General features: G+C 25.8%; 18 protein-coding genes. 8 read left to right on the forward strand and 10 right to left on the reverse strand.

Translation table 11 applies throughout. The features are described 5' to 3' along the window. The first annotated feature begins 30 nt into the window (after positions 1–30). Both AC5LG6_RS01685 and AC5LG6_RS01690 read left to right on the forward strand, forming a co-directional pair. Positions 31–348, forward strand: a complete 318-nt coding sequence (locus AC5LG6_RS01685; RefSeq protein ID WP_498585523.1) for a hypothetical protein — start codon at positions 31–33, stop codon at positions 346–348. Continuing rightward, complete coding sequence (locus AC5LG6_RS01690) at positions 345–815, forward strand: hypothetical protein (protein ID WP_498585524.1); 471 nt, start codon at positions 345–347, stop codon at positions 813–815. Before AC5LG6_RS01685 ends, AC5LG6_RS01690 begins: the two co-directional genes overlap by 4 nt. A gap of 135 nt (positions 816–950) precedes the next feature. Here AC5LG6_RS01690 and AC5LG6_RS01695 read toward each other — a convergent pair whose 3' ends face one another. Beyond that, complete coding sequence (locus AC5LG6_RS01695; RefSeq protein WP_066154497.1) at positions 951–1,529, reverse strand: class II aldolase and adducin N-terminal domain-containing protein; 579 nt, start codon at positions 1,527–1,529, stop codon at positions 951–953. A gap of 56 nt (positions 1,530–1,585) precedes the next feature. Between AC5LG6_RS01695 and rsmH the strand changes: the two genes are divergently transcribed. Both rsmH and AC5LG6_RS01705 read left to right on the forward strand, forming a co-directional pair. Next, the gene (gene rsmH / locus AC5LG6_RS01700) at positions 1,586–2,491 is read left to right on the forward strand and encodes a 16S rRNA (cytosine(1402)-N(4))-methyltransferase RsmH (protein WP_498585525.1); all 906 of its coding nucleotides are present in this window, start codon (positions 1,586–1,588) and stop codon (positions 2,489–2,491) included. Beyond that, a complete protein-coding gene (locus tag AC5LG6_RS01705; RefSeq protein ID WP_066154503.1) occupies positions 2,484–2,747 on the forward strand; it encodes a hypothetical protein in 264 nt (87 codons plus the stop codon). The genes rsmH and AC5LG6_RS01705 overlap by 8 nt, the downstream gene beginning before the upstream one ends. A 1-nt stretch (position 2,748) precedes the next feature. On the opposite strand, the gene AC5LG6_RS01710 is transcribed toward AC5LG6_RS01705, so the two are convergent. Further along, positions 2,749–4,038 carry a C40 family peptidase gene (locus tag AC5LG6_RS01710; RefSeq protein ID WP_498585526.1) on the reverse strand — a complete coding sequence of 430 codons (1,290 nt, stop codon included), beginning with the start codon at positions 4,036–4,038 and terminating at the stop codon, positions 2,749–2,751. 78 nt (positions 4,039–4,116) lie between these two features. On the opposite strand from AC5LG6_RS01710, the gene AC5LG6_RS01715 reads away from it, so the two are divergent. Beyond that, positions 4,117–4,506, forward strand: a complete 390-nt coding sequence (locus tag AC5LG6_RS01715; protein WP_066222883.1) for a hypothetical protein — start codon at positions 4,117–4,119, stop codon at positions 4,504–4,506. Positions 4,507–4,536: 30 nt separating this feature from the next. Here the strand turns inward: AC5LG6_RS01715 and AC5LG6_RS01720 are convergent, their stop codons facing one another. From AC5LG6_RS01720 to mltG, 5 genes are all read right to left on the reverse strand, one after another. Further along, positions 4,537–4,815, reverse strand: coding sequence for a c-type cytochrome (locus AC5LG6_RS01720; protein ID WP_498585527.1), 279 nt, complete (start codon positions 4,813–4,815; stop codon positions 4,537–4,539). 76 nt (positions 4,816–4,891) lie between these two features. After that, entirely contained in the window at positions 4,892–5,182 is a 291-nt protein-coding gene (locus tag AC5LG6_RS01725; RefSeq protein ID WP_066222886.1) for a heavy-metal-associated domain-containing protein, read from the reverse strand. Beyond that, the gene (locus tag AC5LG6_RS01730) at positions 5,179–6,117 is read right to left on the reverse strand and encodes a malate dehydrogenase (protein WP_498585528.1); all 939 of its coding nucleotides are present in this window, start codon (positions 6,115–6,117) and stop codon (positions 5,179–5,181) included. Before AC5LG6_RS01730 ends, AC5LG6_RS01725 begins: the two co-directional genes overlap by 4 nt. A gap of 93 nt (positions 6,118–6,210) precedes the next feature. After that, the gene (locus AC5LG6_RS01735; RefSeq protein WP_498585529.1) at positions 6,211–8,403 is read right to left on the reverse strand and encodes an NADP-dependent isocitrate dehydrogenase; all 2,193 of its coding nucleotides are present in this window, start codon (positions 8,401–8,403) and stop codon (positions 6,211–6,213) included. A gap of 118 nt (positions 8,404–8,521) precedes the next feature. Then, a complete protein-coding gene (gene mltG / locus AC5LG6_RS01740; RefSeq protein WP_498585530.1) occupies positions 8,522–9,649 on the reverse strand; it encodes an endolytic transglycosylase MltG in 1,128 nt (375 codons plus the stop codon). Between the two features lie 52 nt (positions 9,650–9,701). Between mltG and AC5LG6_RS01745 the strand changes: the two genes are divergently transcribed. Continuing rightward, positions 9,702–12,452: a YhdP family protein gene (locus tag AC5LG6_RS01745; RefSeq protein WP_498585531.1), complete on the forward strand. Its 2,751-nt coding sequence runs from the start codon at positions 9,702–9,704 to the stop codon at positions 12,450–12,452. A gap of 87 nt (positions 12,453–12,539) precedes the next feature. Further along, complete coding sequence (locus tag AC5LG6_RS01750) at positions 12,540–14,741, forward strand: endonuclease MutS2 (RefSeq protein WP_498585532.1); 2,202 nt, start codon at positions 12,540–12,542, stop codon at positions 14,739–14,741. Between the two features lie 17 nt (positions 14,742–14,758). On the opposite strand, the gene AC5LG6_RS01755 is transcribed toward AC5LG6_RS01750, so the two are convergent. The 3 genes from AC5LG6_RS01755 to AC5LG6_RS01765 all read right to left on the reverse strand — a co-directional run bounded on the left by AC5LG6_RS01755 (position 14,759) and on the right by AC5LG6_RS01765 (position 19,884). Beyond that, a complete protein-coding gene (locus AC5LG6_RS01755; protein ID WP_456264039.1) occupies positions 14,759–16,069 on the reverse strand; it encodes a hemolysin family protein in 1,311 nt (436 codons plus the stop codon). Positions 16,070–16,137: 68 nt separating this feature from the next. Then, a complete protein-coding gene (locus AC5LG6_RS01760) occupies positions 16,138–19,035 on the reverse strand; it encodes a DUF748 domain-containing protein (protein ID WP_498585533.1) in 2,898 nt (965 codons plus the stop codon). Between the two features lie 60 nt (positions 19,036–19,095). Continuing rightward, the gene (locus AC5LG6_RS01765; protein WP_498585534.1) at positions 19,096–19,884 is read right to left on the reverse strand and encodes an ABC transporter ATP-binding protein; all 789 of its coding nucleotides are present in this window, start codon (positions 19,882–19,884) and stop codon (positions 19,096–19,098) included. A gap of 146 nt (positions 19,885–20,030) precedes the next feature. Here AC5LG6_RS01765 and AC5LG6_RS01770 point away from each other — a divergent pair, with 146 nt between their 5' ends. Continuing rightward, on the forward strand, positions 20,031–21,011 hold the full coding sequence (locus AC5LG6_RS01770; protein ID WP_066359858.1) for a diaminopimelate dehydrogenase: 981 nt from the start codon (positions 20,031–20,033) through the stop codon (positions 21,009–21,011). Positions 21,012–21,041: the final 30 nt, after the last annotated feature.

Consider the following 21,041-nt stretch of genomic DNA (forward strand, 5'->3'; position numbering starts at 1 on the left):
TAAATAAAGATGAAAAAAGAAATCCTATTATTGTTAATTTTTAGTTTTTTTATTGCTGGATGTAGCTCAAAACAGCCACCAATTGTTTTTAAACCAGAGGTTGTCTGCTATAAGCTTGAAAAAGCTGAAATAAAACCTCTTCAGTGTAATGAAGCTAAAGAAATTTCAAATGATAAAACTCAATTTGTAGTTGATGAGTCAGATAAGGAAGTATTTTTATCAAGATGTAATGAGTTAAAAAGTGCAATGACTTTTTATGAAAACCAAATTGATAGATATAACGCTTTTTGTGAAAAACAAATTAATAAAAATTTCCCACGGGAAAATCTAAAAGAGGGTGAAATATGAACTATGGATTTATAGATGATGAAACAATCGTAAAACAAGCTAAAAAAATCTGTGATTGCATTGGTTATGGAATGCATGGAACTGCTATGCAAATGATTATTGAAACAGCAGTTGCTGAAACTGGACTTGGAAAAATTGAAGATAAGACTGTTGGTGCTGGAATGGGATTAACTCAATTTGATGAGCTACCTTTTAAAGATATTTTAAAAAGAAATATGAAATCAAGAGATAAAATTTTAAAAGAGCTAGGGGTTGATATAAGTTTAGTAGAGTGGGATGATTTAAGATATAACAGTTATTTGGCTTTGTTGTTTGCAAGATTGTTTTATTGGTTAAAAGGTGATCCAATTCCAAAAACAATTGAAGAAAGAGCAGCTTATTGGAAGTTACATTATAACACTAGATTAGGGAAGGGTACTGTTGAACATTATTTAGAAATGAATAGAAAGTATGGAGTTAAAATTTAGTGTGTACATTGTGTCAAATTTGTACAAAAAAATAGTACACCAAAAGTAATATTTTGATACATCAAAAAAGTAAATTAGCGTGTAAGGGTGCTATTAAAGGCTTTTTTTAATTGTTTTAGTATCTCATAATATCTATTATCTAAAAGTGCTTTTTATACTTAAAAGTCTGCAAGAATTTTCCAAAATTGCTATTTTTTTTACAAGTTCATGAATATCTCTATCGTAAATATAAGTACCGATACCTTTAATAACAAGTAAGTTATGGTCTGTATTTTTTATAGATTTTGTAATCTCTAAAGCACTTCTCTCTTTCCAAGTTGATAAATCACCTGGATTATATATTGGAACTTCTCCAAAAAGTATTTTTCCAAAATAGTCTTCAAAAATTATATTATCATGTCCTAAAGTATAAGCTGTAGTATAAATTGGCATACCAAATGCTATATATTTTGCTTCGTGGATATTTGTATAAATAGCTGAATGAGTATATGCATCTAAACTAGCAATATTCCATCTATAGTCTGGTTTATTCATATTTAAAGTACAAAAAGATTTATCATCTAAATTATCAAAAACAGCATCTTTTGAATTTATCATAAAGTGTTCATGGTCTAGTTTGGCTGAGATTGCACCTTGAAAAATTCCAAAAAAGTTTTTTGTAAACATCGATAGAGATAATTCTGATAATAATTTTACTGTATCTTGATTCAACATTTTAAGCCTTAAATATATTTTCGGTATTATATACCAATTTTAATAAAAGGCTAAATTTGCAAAATATACCACATGTTCCTGTTTTATATAATGAAGTTTTAGATTGTTTTAAAGATATAAACAAAGGTTATATTATTGATTGTACTACAGGATATGCAGGACATAGTAGTGGATTATTAAATCAAAATAGTAGTGTAAAATTAATCTGCAATGATCAAGATGATGAGGCATTGAATTTTAGTAAAAATAGATTAAAAGATTTTGAAAATAGAGTCGAATTTAACAAAGGAAATTTTGAAAATATTATTAAAAAATTTGAAAATTATCCAATAAGAGGTGTTTTGGCTGATATTGGAGTATCTTCTTTGCAACTTGATAAATTAGATAGAGGCTTTAGTTTTAATTCAGAAAATCTAGATATGAGAATGAATCAAAATCAGAGTTTAGATGCTTCAACTGTTATAAATTCATACTCTCAAGTAGAACTTGAAAATATTTTTAAAGAGTATGGTGAAATTAGAGAATATAAAAAAATTGCATCTTTGATTCTTCAAAATAGACCATTTTATAGTGCAAAAGAGCTCGCAGAGTTTTTTTATAATAAACTTCCAAAAGGAAAAATTCATCCAGCTACTTTGATTTTTCAAGCAATTAGAATTGAAGTAAATGATGAGTTAGGTGTTTTAGATAGATTATTTAAATCTATGGAAGAGGCAAAATTAAAAGATTGTATAGTTGCAATAATCTCTTTTCACTCTTTAGAGGATAGAGTTGTAAAAAACTATTTCAAAAAATGGAGCGAAAATTGTATTTGTCCTAAGGATGCTTTTAGATGTGAATGTGGGAAAAATCATGCTTTAGGTAAAATTATTACTAAAAAGCCTATAATTGCAACAAATTTTGAGATAAAACAAAATCCAAGAAGTAGAAGTGCAAAGTTGAGGGTATTTAGATTTGTTTAAATTAAATGAAAAAAATTCATTAAGATTTGTTATTATTATGCTATTTTTAGCACTCTTTATGTATATCCCAAAAATTTATGTTAGCAATAATATTTATTATACAAGTAAAGATATAAATAGACTTTATTCACATTATATATCTCTAAATGAAGAAAATACATTTTTAAGCAAACAATTAGAGGATATGAAGTTTAAGAATCAAGTTTTAGATTCTCTTTTATTCAATCCTTTAATTAGACTTGAAGAAAATAAATAGTTTATAAAATAGTTATTCCTAAAACTTTTTTTAGGATATTACTATCTTGAGTAAAACCTTCCTGCTCTTTTGCAGGTTCTAGAGTTGTAATAGCTGTTTTCCCTATTATATATCTAAACTCTTTGTCCTCTTTGTCTTTTAATTTAACACTCCAAACATTATGAACAACTAAAGGTTCATTATTTTCAAGACCTATATACAACATTATGTGTCCTTTTAAATATACTAAAGTAGAAAAAGGGATACCATTTTTTCTTATAAACTCTTTTTTTTCATCAAGATTTAGTTGTGAAATATCAAAATACTTTCCATTTGTTGTTTGTGCTTTTGAGTTTCTGTGAAGGTATTTTCCAAATACACTAAAATAATCTTGAGTAAAACTAGAGCAATCTCTATTGTTTAAAAGCCCAGCCCAACCATAAGGTTCATTTATAAACTCCTTTAAAATTCTAGCAAGGTTTTCGTGATTATAAGATAATGGCATTTTTTCAATGAACTCTTCTTCTATTTGAATATATGATATTTTTGCATTTAAATTATCATCTTCTTTTGCAACTATAAAATTATTATCTTTTTTAGGAAAAATTGTACCAACTTTCACATACTCTCTAAAAATAGGGTCATAAATAGCAAATTTTTCTTTAGTTGCTATAAAATAATCATTTGTAGTAAAATCTTTTATAAAATCATCATCTACAAATGCAATGTTATTTATCTCTACCCAACCACCAACAAAGTGTGACTCAACAAATGCCCAAGCTCTATCTTTTGAGAAGTGAGAAACTATCAAAGGAGTATTTATTTTTAGTAGTGAATTTTGGTTGTAATCAAATGGAAAACCTTCTCCTGGTAAACTAGGATTATAAAACATTGGTGAGTTTGTTGGCAATACTCTTACATTTGTATTTTTTAGTGTAATTGCTTTTTTAATATCTTTATTGTAGTTTTCAAAATTTGCATTATCTATTTTTTTATCAAACCACTCTTTTGTTGCTTGATTATGATTTTCTAAATATACTTTTTTATTTTTATATGAAAAGCCCCATTTTGCCTCAATTTCACTATAAGATAATTTTGATTGTTTCCAAGGTCTAAAATATTTAGAGAAATATTCATCTGTTTGTTCTTCTTGATTGAATGATTTATCATTTGCTTGTTTCGATAGTTCTACAATTTTATCTTGTTTTACTTCTAAAATTGTTGGTTTTTCTACAACTACTTTTTGACTACAAGCTGTAAGTAAAAAAGATATTGCTAAAATGGTAGTAAAATATTTAAAAGTTTTTAACATATTTGTCCCTTAAATTTTTTATGGGATTGTATCATTTTATAATTGAAATTCATTTCACTTTGATTCTAGGAAGAATAAATGCTTAAATTATCTATAAATAAAGTTTTATTTGAAGATATTATATTAAAAAATATAACGACTATTGAAAAAGAAGCTACTAATTATTGGAAAAAAGAGTTTTTAGAGCCAAAAATTGTAGATAATAATATTTTTTATAGCCTAAAAAAGATAGACAAAATAGTTTTATCTAACACATTAGGTAATGATAAACCACAAATTATTGCAGAATGCTTAGGTATTGATTATTTAGAAGATGAATCAAAGTTTAAAATATATTTGGGAAAAATTTTAGAACAAAAAAATATAAATAATTTTAAAGATAAAAAAGATATTTTGATAAGTGAACTTATAAATGAGAAAAACGAGCTTATAAAAATATTAGAAAATATAAAAAAGAGTATAAAGTAGCTAAATATTTTAGCTACTTTATTAAAAAGATTACTTAATTATTAAATCAGCAATCTGTTTCATAGTTGCTTCATCCATACCTTTAACTTGACCAACCATTAGAGTTTTTTGAGCACCACCATAAGTTCCATCTTGATAACCTTTTAAAGATGCTACAAAATCTTCTTTTGTCATATCTTTGATTATTTTAGACTTACCTAAAGCCACTTTTTCACCATTTGCACCATGACATGCTACACATTTTGCATAAGGATTTGCAAATGCAAAAGTTGCCGCTAATATTGTTGTTGCTAAAACTATTTTTTTCATTTAATTTCCCTTTTAAATAAGATAAAATTATTATATGCAATCTAAGATTAAAATATATTGATTTTAGTCAATTTTTTTATTTATTTAATGCAACATCAATTTTACCGATTGCACAAGATACAAAACTTTTTGCAGTTGTAGTTGCTTTTTCAAAACCACTTAACTCATCATTTGTTAGTGGATATCCTAAACTTCTTAATTTAAGTTTTAACTCTTCAATTTTATTATCTTCAATATCTAATGTTATTTTTCTTGGATTTACAGATAAATCAACTTCAACACTACCAAAATCATCTTTCAAAGATTTTGTTAAAGTATTTGCACAACCACCACATTTTACATTATGTACTTCAAATGTTTGTTTCATTTATTATCCTTTAAAATATTAATACTGCTTACAACAGTTTGAGCAGATAATTTTAAATTTTCTTTTTCATCATCACTCAAATCAAGCTCTATAACCTCTTCAATACCATTTTTACCTATTATAGTTGGTACTCCAAGAGTAATATTATTATAACCATATTCATCAAAAAGGACAACAGATGTTGGAAAAGTCTCTTTAGTATCTTCTATTATAGCCCTACAAATAAGAAAACAAGAGTAAGCAGGTGCAAAATAAGCTGAACCTGTTTTTAATAAATTAACAATTCTAGCTCCACCATTTTTAGTATTTTCTAAAATATATTCAATATCTTCAGATTTTAATATATCAACGACTTTTTTACCATCAACTTTTGCATGATTTATCAAAGGAACCATTGTATTTGAATGTGCTCCTATAACCATAGCTTCTATATTGGTGTAATCAAAATCTAATTTTTCTTCTATATAGTGTTTAAATCTTGCACTGTCTAAAACACCAGCCATACCAAAAACTTTATTTCTAGGTAACTTTGACTTATTTAATGCTACATAAACCATTGCATCTAAAGGATTTGAAACTATAATAAAAATAGCATTTTTATTGTTTTCTAACACTTCATCAAAAATAGATTCTAATATTTTTTTATTTGTAAATATTAAATCTTCTCTACTCATATTTGGTTTTCTTGCAATTCCAGCTGTTATTACTACAATATCACAGTTTTTAAAATCACTATTATTTATACAAGCTTTAACTTTTGTAGCGCTATTTTTAGATTTTGCTGCTTGAGATATATCTAAAGCCATAGCTTGTGTAAATTCTTCTCTAATATCTTTTAGTAAAATAGATTTACAAAGATTGCTTGTAGCTAGGCAAAAAGCTAAGTTTGAACCAACATTTCCAACACCAATAATTCCAACAGTTTTTTTATTCACATCGAGCCTTTTTAAATTTGAAGAGCAAATTAAGAGTTTTCATAAGAAAGATTTTAAATTTAGACTAAAAAGAGGAAATCCTCTTTTTAGTAGTTATCCAATAATTTTGTTTAAAGTTGCAGAAGGTCTCATAACTTTTGAAGTTAATTCATCATCAAATAGGTAGTAACCACCTGTATTTGCTGGTTTTCCTTGAACTTCAGTAAGCTCTTTTAAAATTTGAGCTTCATTTTCATTCATTGCTTTTGCAATTGGAGTAAATTCAGCTTTTAATTCAGCATCATCATTCTGTTTTGCTAACTCATCTGCCCAGTACATTGCAAGATAGAAATGACTTCCTCTATTATCTATACTTCCAATTTTTCTAGCTGGAGATTTGTCATTGATTAGGAAAGTTCCAGTAGCTTTATCTAAAGTTTTTGCTAAAACAGCTGCTTTTTTATTATTTTGAGTATTTGCTAAATGGTCAAATGAAGCAGCAAGAGCCATAAATTCACCTAAACTATCCCATCTTAAATAGTTCTCTTCTTGAAGTTGTTGAACATGTTTAGGAGCAGATCCTCCAGCACCTGTTTCAAACAGTCCTCCACCATTCATAAGTGGAACAATTGATAACATTTTTGCACTTGTTCCAAGCTCTAAAATTGGGAATAGATCTGTATTATAATCTCTAAATACATTTCCAGTTACAGAAATTGTATCAAGACCTTTTCTCATTCTGTCAAGTGAATATTGCATAGCATCATCAGGAGATTTAATAGATATTTCAAGACCAGTTAAATCATAATCTTTTAAGTATTTTTCAACTTTTTCAATCATTTTAGCATCATGACCTCTATTTTTATCTAACCAGAATACTGCAGGAGTATTTGATAGTTTAGCTCTATTAACTGCAAGTTTTACCCAATCTTTAATTGGTTCATCTTTAGTTTGGCACATTCTAAAAATATCACCATTATCAACATCAAAACTAAATACAGTCTCACCAGCCTTATTTGTTACAACTATTTTACCATCTTCATTTGCTTGGAAAGTTTTATCGTGACTTCCATACTCTTCAGCTTTTTTAGCCATTAATCCAACATTTGGTACTGAACCCATAGTTTTTGGATCAAGTGCTCCATTTTTTTTACAATCATCAATTATTATTTGGTAAGTTGTAGCATAACATCTATCAGGAATCATAGCTAGAGTATCTTCTTCTTTATCCTCTTTATTCCACATTTTTCCACCACCTCTAATCATAGCAGGCATAGATGCATCAATAATAACATCAGATGGAACATGTAAATTTGTTATACCTTTTGCAGAGTTTACCATAGCAAGTCTTGGTTGAGAAGCATACACTGCATCAATATCAGCTAAAATTTGTGCTCTAGTAGCATCATCAACTTGGTCAAGTTTTGAGTATAAATCACCTAAACCGTTGTTAAAGTTTACTCCAATTTTTTCAAAAGTTGCGCTATGTTTTGCAATTAAATCTTTGAAATATACTTTTACAGCAAATCCAAACATAATTGGATCAGAAACCTTCATCATTGTAGCTTTTAAGTGAAGTGATAATAAAACATCTCTTTTTTTAGCTTCATCAATTCCTTTTTGATAGAACTCTTGTAAAGATTTTGCAGAAAGTTTAGTTGCATCAACAACTTCTCCTGCTTCTAAAGGTAATGATGCTTTTAAAACAGTCTCTTTTCCATCTTTTCCAACAAAAGAAATTTTAAAGTTATCCTCTTTTTCTAATATAGTTGAAACTTCTGAACCATAGAAATCATTTGAATCCATATGAGCAACATCAGTTTTAGAATCTTTTGCCCAAACACCCATTTTGTGTGGATTGTTTTTTGCATAGTTTTTAACAGCACTTGGAGCTCTTCTATCTGAGTTTCCTTCTCTTAATACTGGATTTACAGCACTCCCTAAGATTTTAGAATATTTTGCATTTACTTCTTCACTTGCGTCATAATCTGGAATGTTATAACCTTTTGATTGAAGTTCAGCAATAGCTGCTTTTAATTGAGGGATTGATGCAGAGATATTTGGTAGTTTAATAATATTTGCATCTGGATTTTGAGTCATATCACCAAGCTCAGCTAAAGCATCACCAATTTTTTGCTCTGGTTTTAAGTTTTCAGGGAAAGCTGCAATAATTCTTCCAGCTAGTGAAATATCTTTTTGAACCATTTGTATACCAGAACTTTTTGTGAAAGCCTGTACAATTGGTAAAAATGAGTATGTAGCAAGTGCTGGTGCCTCATCAACTTTTGTGTAAATAATTTGTGCCATTTTTCATCCTAAATTTTAAATTTGATATGGCGAGATTGTAACTAGATTTATATTTAAAGATATTGAATTTAGTTATATTTTTGTGTGTGAATATCTGATTGTTTCAAATATTCACATCTTAATTTACACTATTAAACAAATCTTTTATTGAAGGTGCTTTTTGATTTGAAATATCATTTTTCATTATATCAATAGCTTCATTATCTATATCGTTTGGTTTATCATTAACTTTTGTATAAGTTTTTGCTACTCCAATATTCGCATTAATATTTGCTTGATGTGTTTCATAATCATTTGAAAACTTATGAAGACCTGTTTTGTTATCTCTTACAAAATATAAGTAATTACTTTTTACAGGGAAAATTGCAGCTTTTATTGCATCTAAACTAACTGCACAAACTGGATCTTTTGGTAAACCTTTGTTTTTGTAAGTATTATATGAAGTTTCATCATTTCTAATTCTATCAGCTGTCACAACACTATTTGAATATTTTCCATAGTTTAATGTTCCATCCATTTGAAGTGCCATATTTTTCTTTAATCTATTGTGAACAACACTTGCAATAATAGGCATTTCATTTGTTGTTGCTGCCTCTTTTTGTATAACTGAAGCTAAAGATATGTATCTAAACCATTTTTCTTTATCATATTTACCAAATATTTTTTTTGAGAACTCTTCATATTTTTTATTTGTTTGAGAAAATAGATAAAATAAAATATACTCTTCGCTCATTCCAACAGGCAAAGAGTAGCTATCTGCTAATATATTTCCATCTAATTTATATGCGTGTTCATCATAAATTTTTTGAAGTTTATTTTCATCTAAATTAAATTCTTCTGCAATTTTTTTTAAAAAAAAGTATGAAGTTTCACCTGGAATTAGCGTAATTGTTTTTAAAGCAGCTTTTGAAGTAAGAAGTTTTATTAAAAAATCCATTTTTGTAAGTCTTGTTTGTTCAACATCAATCCAACCACTTTGAATGAAGCCCCTAGATTTTAAAATAATCTCATCTATTATATTCATTTCATAGCCATTTTTGTTTAAGTGTGTTACAATACTGCTCGTACTACCTTTTGGAATAAAGATTATTTTATTTGTAACAACTGGTAAGTTTAGATAGTAAAGCACAGCAATACAAAAAATAAGGGATAGATATAAAGTGTTAAAAAAGATCAGAATTTTTGTATTGTTACTCTCGTTATCTCTCTTATTTGTGATGTTTTCTCTTCTATTTTCAGGTATCAAAATCAGCTCTTTTCAGTTATTAAATTTTAAAATTTCGCAATTTTATATGAAATTGGATAAAAAACTCATTTTAAATATTGAAAACATAGAGTATAAATCAGAAAAAACTATGACAAACAGCTCAATTGAAGATATAAAAAAGAATTTAGATATTTTACCATTTGTATTAAAATGGTTTCAAAGTATTGATATAGAAAAATTATCAATAAACGATAATATAGTTAAAATAGTATTAAATAAAGATATTTTAAGTGTTGAAAATAAGTTTTTTTTACTTGATTCAAAAATAGATGTTTTATCAAAAGAGGTTTTGTTAGATATTAATAATTTATATTTAAAAGATTACAACATTTTATTTAAAGGAAAAGCTAAAATTGACTATTTTGATGAAGAGTTAAAGTATTTTGGAGATATTTATTATCAAGATTTAATAGTTTCTGGAAATATTGATATCACAAAAGATAGAGTTAATTTTTTTATAAAAAGTGAATTTTTTAAAAACTTACATTTCTTAAAGAAATATCTTGATTTACCAGAAGTTGCAAACTTTTGGATGTATGATAATGTAACTGGAGATTTTAAGCTAAATTGGTTTTATGGTGAATTTGATTTAAATAAAAATGAGATAATTGGAAAAAGCCTACAAGGTGATGCAGTTATTGAAAATGCAAAAATAAGATTTGAAAATAGTCTAGAAGAGATAAATACAACTAAAGTTAATGTAAATTTTAAAAATAGTACCTTACATTTTGATTTAGTAGATGCTATATACAAAGAAAAAGAGCTTAAAAATAGTTTTGTAACAATAAAAGATATTGCAAATGAGAATAGTGGTTTAGTTTTGGTTAATATAGAAGCTAAAACATCTTTAGATAAAGATATTTTAGGTATTTTAGAAGCCTATGGAATTGTTGTTCCCGTTTTGCAAAAAAATGGAGAAACGCAAGCTAAGTTACTTTTATCTTTCCCTTATGCAGAAGATAAGCCTATGAGTTATAATGGAGTTTTTATAGCAGAAAAATCAAACATTTCTATATCTGGTTTTGATTTTGAAACAAATGGTGCAAAAGTTATTTTAGAAAATGATTTGTTATATATAAATGATGCTAGTTTTATTTATCAAGATATGGTAGATGCAAAAGCAAATTTAAAACTAGATTTAAATAGTTTAAAAATAGAAGGAACTTCACAAATAAATAAGATTTTAGTAAAAGATAGCAAAAATTCTAAAATTTTAAATATAACAAACGCAAATAGTGATATTTTTATGGATTTTAGCAAAAATGTAAATATTGAACTAAAAGATTTAAAAACAGTTATAAAATACGATAAGTTTTTAACTATAAATCTAAATGATATTTCAAAGATATATAATTATTCAGATATTTTAAAACAAAATAGTATAAATAGTGGAAATATATCTTTAAAAATTATAAATAAAGATAATATAGACTTCAATGGATTTGTTAGTGGGTTTGTTGTTCCTATAAAAAAATATAATAAAGAGATAAATAGTTTAGATTTTTATGGAAATATAAATAAAGATAGAGTACAAATATCTTCTAGTGATAACTCAATAAGGTTAAATATTAAAGATAATATAGATCTTTTTTTGGATGGATATGATATTTTTTATGATGAGAATATCAGTAAAAATAGTAAAGTAGAATTTGATACAAATATAGACTTAAAAAATTCTAAACTATTTTTTGATAATCAAGAGTATAAAATAAAAAGTGCTAATTTTAATATAAAAAAAGATGTAATAACTTTTAATGCATCTTTATTTGATTTGGATTTACCTATAAAAAAAGATAATCAAGATTTAAAAGAGCTTGATATTTTAGGAAAATACAAAAATGATATTTTAGATATAAACTCAAAAAAAGATGATATTTTTTTAAGAGTAAGAGATAATCAAACAACTATAAAATTAGATGGATATGATATTTTTTATGATACAAAATATAATGATATTCATGAGAAAATAGGTAATTTAAGTATTATTGGAACAAAATCAAATATAGTTATTAATAATAAAAATAAGATATTAGCAGATTTTTATGAGTTAAATATAAATAAAGATAGAAAATTTTTCTATTTAGAATTTGAAGATAGTAAAATAAGTTTTACAAATCAAAACAATAATATAGATATATATGCAGCAAAGATAAATGAAAAATTTATAAATACTTTTGCAAATAGTAATATTATAGATGGTGGAAAAGTTAATCTTTTTGCAAATGGAACTACAAAAAGTATAAAAGGAAAATTAATAGTAGAGAATAGTAGTTTAAAAAATATTACTATTTTAAATAATATTATGTTTTTAGTTGAAAGTTCACCAGCTTTTATAAATCCACTTTTGGCTATTCCTGCTGTTTTTGGCTTAAATAAACTAGGAATTTACAAAATAAAAGAGGGTGTAGTTGAATTTGAATATGATAATGATAAAAATTTAATTGATATAAAAAATTTACACACAGTTGGAAATGGTATGGATTTTGAAGGAAAAGGAGTTTTAGATTTAAATAAAAAAGAGGTAGATGCAACGCTTAATTTAGTATTTTTAAAAACATATTCATCTGTGTTTGAATATATTCCAATTGTAAATTATATTTTACTGGGAGATAAAAAGAGAGTTGAGACGCAAATACAATTAACAGGAAATTTAAGCGACCCAGTTCTTACTACAAATTTATTTAAAGATGGATTTTCTGCCCCTTTAAATATATTTAAAAGAGTATTTACAACACCTTCAAATATGATTGATAATTTTAATAAATTTAATCAAAAAGATTAAAGGTATTACTGTTTTTACTATAGTTTTAATATAAAAATATAAAATTTTTCATAAGAACCTTATTGCTATTTTGATACAATTCAAACTATGGAAAATTTAATAAAAAAACTAGACTTAAACGAATATATCACAAACTTTTCAAAACTTTTTGCAAGAGAAAAATCTATAATATTAGAAGGTGATATAAATATTCACTATAAAATAATAAGTGAACTTTCAAAATATAATATAAACCAACCTTTAAGTGTACAAAATCTTGATTCACAGTTAATGCATCTTCAAAAACAAGGTGTTTTAAGAGTTTATGAAATTTATGAGTTTATAAAAATAATAAACTATTTTTTATATCTAAAAAGATTTAATTTTGAAGGAAAACTTTTTGAGTGGATGGATAAAATCATTATTCCAAATGATATTTTAAAAATTTGTGAATATTTTGATGATAAAGCAAATCTAAAAGAGGGTGTTGATGAAGATTTTGACAATATAAAGCAAGCTATTTATAAAAATAAAGAAGAGATAAAGCAGAGTCTTTATAAAACTATAAACTCATCAAAAATAAAGCCTTATTTAGTAGATATGCAGGTACATTTTATAAATGAGCAAGAGTGTTTATTGGTTCGTGGAGGATTTAATCATATACTTAGTGGAAGTGTTATAGATAGGTCTAATTCAGGATTCTTTTATGTAATTCCACATAGTGTTAGTGATTTAAAAGAGAAACAGAGTGATTTAAAAAACAAACAAGAAGAGATTTTGTTTAAACTTTGTAAAGAAATTTCTCATATTTTTGAAAAAAATCTACTTTTTTTAAAGTTTATAAATAAAGAGTTTGATAAGTTTGATCACTATCAAGCTAGGATATTTTTCTCAAAAATAGGGGATAAAAATTTTATTTTACCTTCTAAAAAAGATGAGAACAGACTTGTTGATTTTTGTCATCCAGCTTTAAGTAGTCCAAGACCTATTTCTATTGATTTTTCAAAAAGTGTTATTATGATAACAGGAGTAAATGCAGGTGGAAAAACAATGATGCTAAAATCGATTTTAAGTGCGATTTTTCTATCAAAATATTTACTTCCATATAATGCTCATAAAAGTACAGTTGTAAGTAATTTTAAATCTATAAATGCTGTTTTAGATGATCCTCAAAGTGTTAAAAATGATATTTCCACATTTGCTGGTAGAATGTTAGAATTTTCAAAGCTTTTTGAAGTAAAAAATGCAATAGTTGGAGTTGATGAGATAGAATTAGGTACTGATTCAGATGAAGCCGCAAGCTTATTCAAAGTTATTATTGAAGATTTAATTAAAAATGATATAAAAATAATAATTACAACTCATCATAAAAGATTGGCTGCTTTGATGGCTTCAAACCCAAATGTTGAGTTAATAGCAGCACTTTATGATGAAGAGAATCAAAAACCAACATATCAGTTTTTACAAGGAACTATTGGTAGATCTTATGCTTTTGAAACAGCATTAAGATATAAAATTCCAGCTGGAGTTGTAAAAAGGGCAAAAGAGGTTTATGGAGAAGATAAAGATAGATTAAATGAGTTGATAGAAAGAAGTAGTGAGCTTGAGCGTGAGTATAGGCAAAAAATAGCAAATTTAGATAGTGAAATAGAAAATTATAAAAGATTATCAAATAATATAAAAGAGCAAAAAGAGAGTTTGGATTTACATATTTATAGTGAAAAATCAAAGCTTCATAAAGAGTATCAAGATGCACGAGATGAAGCAAAAAAGGCTATAAAAGCAAAACTTGTTAGCCAATCACATCAACATTTAAATATTTCACATAAAATAGCAAAAGAGATAGAAGTTGAAAAAGTGCAAGAAAAAATCGAGCTAAAAGTTGGAGATAGAGTTAAATATAGAAATACAAAAGGAACTATTGTTTCAATTAAAGGTTCTAAGGCATTTATTGAAAATGATATGGGAATGAAAGTTCAAGTTCAACTTAGTGATTTAAGTAGAAGTGGAAATCCTCCACCAAAAATTCCTACAAAAAAAGCTGTTGTAACTATTCAAAAGCCAGAAACAGGAAATATAAAGTTAGATTTACACGGTCTTAGAGCAGAAGAGGCTATTGAGAATCTTGATAAGTTTTTAAGTGATGCTCTTTTGGCAGGATTTGAAGAAGTTTTGGTATATCACGGGATTGGTTCTGGAAAATTAGCTTTTGCTGTAAAAGAGTTTTTGAAAAAACATCCAAGAGTAAAAGGTTTTGAAGATGCACATCCAAGTAGTGGTGGATTTGGGGCTAAAGTTATAAAACTTTAGCTCTCTATTTTAAGATATTATTCTTCTACTATTTTTTCGCATAAAATTCTTTTTATACGATTACTTCCTACTTCTAAAATTTTATAAGTACAATACTTATCTTCAATAGTTTCTCCAGCTACTGGTAATCTACCTATTAAATTAAATATTCTTCCGCCAATAGTAACAGATATTTCAGTCTCTTCAAATGTTATATCTAAAATCTCTTCAACTTTTTCAATATTTACCATACCATCTAGTTCATATTTATTTTCATCTATTTTTTTAATAGTTTCATTTTTTGGATCATGCTCATCTGTCGTTTCACCAATAATCTCTTCAATAATATCATCTAAAGTAATAAGACCAGAAGTTCCACCATACTCATCAACAACTAATGCTAAATGAATTCTACTTTTATTCATTCTTGTTAAAATAGTAGAGATTGATGTATTTTCAGGCACCATAATAATTGGTCTTACATATTTTGCAATATCTATATCTTTATTTTCAAGAGCGTTATTTAATAAATCTCTAGTGTGAACCATTCCTACAATATTATCTTTTCCTCCGTGGCAATATGGATATCTAGTATGTTTTGTTGAAGTTACTCTTTTGATATTTTCCTCAAAGCTTTTTTCAGAATTTAAACAAATCATATCTTTTCTTGGTGTCATAATCTCTTTTGCAACAGTTTCTGAAAAATCTACTGCATTTTTTATAATTTCACTTTCAACTGAATCAATATGACCACCTTTAAAACTCTCATTTACAATAATTCTAAGCTCTTCTTCTGAGTGAGCTAATTCATGTTCTGTTGCTGGTTTAACTCCAAGAGCTCTAAGAATAGCAGCAGCTACAATATCAAAAAATCTGATAAGTGGATAAAAAACTAACCAAAATAGATATAAAGGACGAGCAATATATAAAACCATCACTTCAGCTTTTGCGATAGCAATAGATTTTGGAACAATTTCACCAAAAACAACATGAAGAAATGTTACTATAGAAAACGCTATGATAAAACTAATAGTATGCAATAAAACAGGATTATTTGCTAAATAACTAAAATTAGTCTCTATAAGTTTAGCAAGAGCAGGTTCACCAATCCAACCAAGAGCAAGAGAAGAAAAAGTAATTCCAAGTTGAGTTGCACTTAAATAAGTATCAAGAGAATTAGACATTTTTAGTGCCAAAGAAGCACCGCTTTTACCCTGTTTTACAAACTCTTCTAATTTTGTTTTTCTTACTTTAACAATTGCAAATTCAGAAAGAACGAAAAAACCATTTAAAAGCACTAAAATTAGTGCAACAAAAAGCATAACATAGGATTGTATATCAGGATCCAATTTTTTCCTTTAATAAAATTTTAATAACTAGAAATATAAACAATATTGACTTAATTTTCGCTTTTAGATTATTTTTTTATCTCTTTTAAATTTAAATCAATATTTGATGATGTTTTTTTAATTTCCTTTTCTAAGATAACCTGTTTTTTATCTATTGATTTCTCTTCAATTAAATATTTTTGAATATTTAATGCTCTTTGATTTGCAATTTTTTCTTTTTCATTTTTTTCATCAAAAGATGGAGAAAAACTAATTGCAAACTCTTTTTTACTATTTAAAATAAGAGCTATTTTGTCTAAAGTCTCTTTTTGAATAGGTGTTATTTCGCTCTCTTTTAAATTAAAATCTACGCTATTTATCTCATCTTCACTAAAATTAAATAAGCTTCCAATAAGTGAAAATGGTGCTGTTATAGCCTTTGTAATAAGATTTATAAATGCTTTCCAAACTATTGCTGCAATAGAAAACTCTGGATCATCTACATTTCCAGAAACAGGAAGATTTAAGTCAATAGTATTTGAGCTATCCTCTAGAAGTGTAATTGCCAAATCTAAAGGTAAAGATACAGCATCTTTACTCTCTATTTTCTCTCCTAACTCTAGTTTTTTAATGATAATACTATTTTTTGCTTTTAGGTTTGATTCACTTATATTGTAGTTTAAATCGAGTTCTAATTTACCATCTTTAATTGCTCTACCAACAAACTTTGCTGTATATGGTGTAAAATTTTTCATAGATATATTTTTAAACTTCATATTTACATCTGTTAGAAGTTTTATATTATTTGGATTTACAATTCCTGTTATTTTAGCAACTCCATAATTATCTACAACCCCATTTATCTCAAGATTAGAAGTACTATTTGCTCTATTTTTTACTGCTGAAACTTCTCCAGTTAGTTTTGAAATTGTCGTTTTAAAAGGAATTGGAAGATTTTTATCTTCAAAATCCAAAGTCATATTCTTTATATTAATTGGACCTAAATTTAATCTTTTTGTTTTTTTATTTTCAACTTTTTTATCAATCTCTTCTTTTTTGATATCATTTTTTTCTATTTCATCTTTTGTTTGAATACTTTTTGGTAAGATTATAGAAATATGAGGGTTGTTTAAATTTGTTTTCTCTATTTTAAATAAATTCTCTTTATTAACTAGTTTATTTAAATCAAGATTTATATCTTTAGCCTCAATTTTTAACTTACTTTCCATATTTATAATATCTATTTTAGGCTCTTTCAATAATATTTGACCAATAGTTATTACATCTTTTTTTAAGTTAAAGTTTGAGATTTTTAAATTTGTTTTTTTTGTATTTATATCAAAAGAGCTATTTGAATCAAAAAAATTAACATTTGTGTCATAAAGTTCACTTTTGTTTATAGAGATATTATTCTGTTTATCTAATAAAAAGTTATTTACTTTAAGGTTACTATTTTTTGAAGATAAAGAGATATTACTGTTTTTATCTTCTAAAATAAAATTATTTAGTTTTAGATTTGATAAATCAAAAGATATTTCATCAAAAATAGATAGTTTTGATAGTTCTAAACCAATATTATTTGTAGTTATTTTAAGTTTTAATTTTTGATCTTCAAATGTTATTTTATCTTTTTTTAAAGCCGAATTTAATATTTCAACTTTTGAACCATTTATAAAAATATCATCATGAGTTAAATCTGTTTTGCTCGAGCTTATATTTAATTTATTGTTATTATCAATATATTTTGTATCTAAAGTTACTAAATTAGCACCTTTAATATTTATCTTATCATCTACTATATTTATATTTGCAGTTTTTGCTTTTATATCTTTAATATTTAGTTTTGAATTATTTAAAATATCATGAAAATCAAAATTTGCATTTAGATTAATATTTTCTAAATTTATTTTCCATGGTTTATTATTTAAATTATTTTCATTATTTTCTTGATTACTACTTTTTATCTCTTTTTCATCTTTTTGCTCTTTTAAAAGATTTGCAAAATTAACTCCACTTTTATCTAAAATCATATTTGCATATAAATCATTTATTGTTAAGTCTTTAAAATTTAACTCCTGATTATTTAAATCAAATGAAAAATATTTTAAATCTAGTTTGTTTAATCGTGCTATCTCTTTTTGATTTTGATTTAATTTTAAATTATTTATCTCAAAAATTTCACTATTTAAAAATATATTCAAATCATTTGTAGTATCAATATCGTAATTTAAAGCAAGATTTATATTTGCTTCAGGGTTTAATTCAAAATTAAAAAGAGATTTATCAAAATCTAAAAGCTCTTTGATTTTTAAATTTGAGATAGTAATTTTACCATAAGCAATAAATGGCTCAATTTTTAGACCGCCAGATATTTTTACATCTGTATTTTCATTTAATTTAAATTGTAAGTTATTTGAAGATAAAGAGTTCTTAAATGTTCCAAAATCATATATTGTATAGTTTATATCTTTTAGATGCAAGTTGTACTTTTTTTTATCTGTAAAACTTTTAAAATCTATATTTGTATCCTTTAAAACAATTTTAGAAATTAAAAAATCAATAAGTTTTGTTTTCTCTTTTTGATTTGTCTCTTCTTCTTTTGTTTGTGTTGGTTTTAGTAAACTTGCTAGGTTAAAAACTCCTTTTTCTTCTTCTATTATGTTTAGATAAATACCTTCAAGTAAAATATTTTTTATATGAAAATGCTTTTTTTCTATCGATTTTAAAGCTCTAAAATCAATAAATAAATTTTTTAAACCTACAACTTCTTGCTCTTTTTCATCTATAAGTGAAAAATTCTTTAACTCTAAGTTTAAAGTCAGAGGATTAAAATATATTTTTTCTATTTTTGTTTTTGTAATTAAAATTTCATCTAAATTTTTTACAATCTCTTTTTTTGCGATATAAGGAAGAAGAAAAAAACCACTTAAAATATATAAAAATATTAGTGAAAGTATTAAATAAGATATTATTTTGAGGGCTTTCATTTTTCTTTTTCCTTTGATTTGTATTTTTTTTAGATTATAGCACAATGAAAAATAAATTTATTATAAAATGGTTTCAATATAGTATCTTTCGTTTTTCTGTTTTACTTCAATTTTTATATCAAAAACTGTACTTAAATTTTCACTATTTAAAATATCTTCTTTTTTACCAATTTTAAAAATTGTATTGTTATAAATAAGAGCTACATTTTTTATCTCTGGAAATATCTCTTCTAAATGATGAGTTACTAAAATAATTGTTGATTTTAGTGATATTTTTTGTAGTAGTTTTATAAAATTTATTTGTGCTTTTATATCAAGCCCAACTGTTGGTTCATCTAGTACAAAAGCTTTTGGATCGTGTATTAAAGCACGAGCAACTATACATTTTCGAAGTTGCCCTGTACTCATAGATGATACTTTTTTATCTTTTAAATCAATAATTTCTAAAAAATCCATAACTTCAAGAGCTTTTTTTATCTGCTCTTTTGTAAAATCTTGATGAGTAAATATTCCTATTGAACTATAATATCCACTTAAAACTAGCTCAAAACCGCTTAAATATCCACCTTCTTTTTCAAAATAGTTGTGTAAGTCATTTGTTATTACTCCTAACTCTTTTTTTAATTCAAAAATGGAGTATCTACTTTTCCCAAAAATCTCTTTTTTGAAATTTTTTGTCTGTCTTGGATGAATTTGAGACTGTATTAGCTTCATTAAAGTTGATTTTCCACTTCCATTTGCACCTAAAATTGCAAAGTGTTCACCACTTTTTATTTTTAAATTTATATCTTTTAAAACAACTTTTTCATCATATCCAACATCGATATTTTCGAACTCTATTATATTCATTTTTACTCCTAAAAGTCGATAATTTGCATTTTACAACAACACTACTAACTATTTTATTAAGTTTTTTAATAGTAAAATATTGCCGAAATTTTTTTGTTATATCTTACATACCAAAAAAACTTACTACTTCAAAAGGAGCGTTTAGCATGAATAATCAGATTAAAGTTGCAATTGTTGGATATGGGAATTTAGGAAGAGGTGTTGAGCTTTCTATTTCAAAAAATCCTGATATGAGTTTAGTAGCGGTTTTTTCAAGAAGAGACCCAAAAAGTGTAACTACAATAAACACTCCTGTATTTTCTTTAGAAAATATTTTAGATTTCAAAGATAAAGTTGATGTTTTAATTTTATGTGGTGGTTCAAAAGATGATTTACCTATTCAAGGACCAAAATTTGCGGAGCATTTTCATATAGTAGATAGTTATGATAATCATGCTGAAATTCCAGCTTATTTTGCAAGTGTTGATAAAGCTTGCCAAAAAAATAAAAAAATAGGAATGATTTCTGTTGGTTGGGATCCTGGAATGTTTTCAATAAATAGAATATATGGAGAAGCTTTACTTCCAGATGGAGATACTTATACATTTTGGGGAAAAGGATTAAGTCAAGGACACTCAGATGCAATAAGAAGAGTTGAGGGTGTAAAAAATGGAGTTCAATATACAATTCCTTCAAATAGTGCTATTGAAAAAGTAAGAAGTGGTGCAAGACCTACTTTAACTACAAAAGAAAAACATTCTAGAGAGTGTTTTGTGGTTTTAAAGGATGGTGCAGATGCTAAAAAAGTAGAAAATGAGATAAAAACAATGCCAAACTACTTTGAGCCTTATGATACAACAGTAAATTTTATAAGCCAAGAAGAGTTTGATAAAAATCACAATACTATGCCTCATGGCGGATTTGTAATAAGAAGTGGAAAATCAAGCGAAGGTGTAAATCAAGTAATTGAATATGCTTTAAAACTTGATAGTAATCCAGAGTTTACTGCAAGTGTACTTGTAGCATACGCTAGAGCTACGTATAGAATGTCTTTAAAAGGTGATTTTGGAGCTAAAACAGTATTTGATGTAGCACCAATTTTGCTATCTTCAAAATCATCTGCTGATTTAGTAAAAGAACTTTTATAATATTATTTTAAATTGGGACTTTGGTCTCAA

The organism is Arcobacter thermotolerans, from assembly GCF_983172305.1.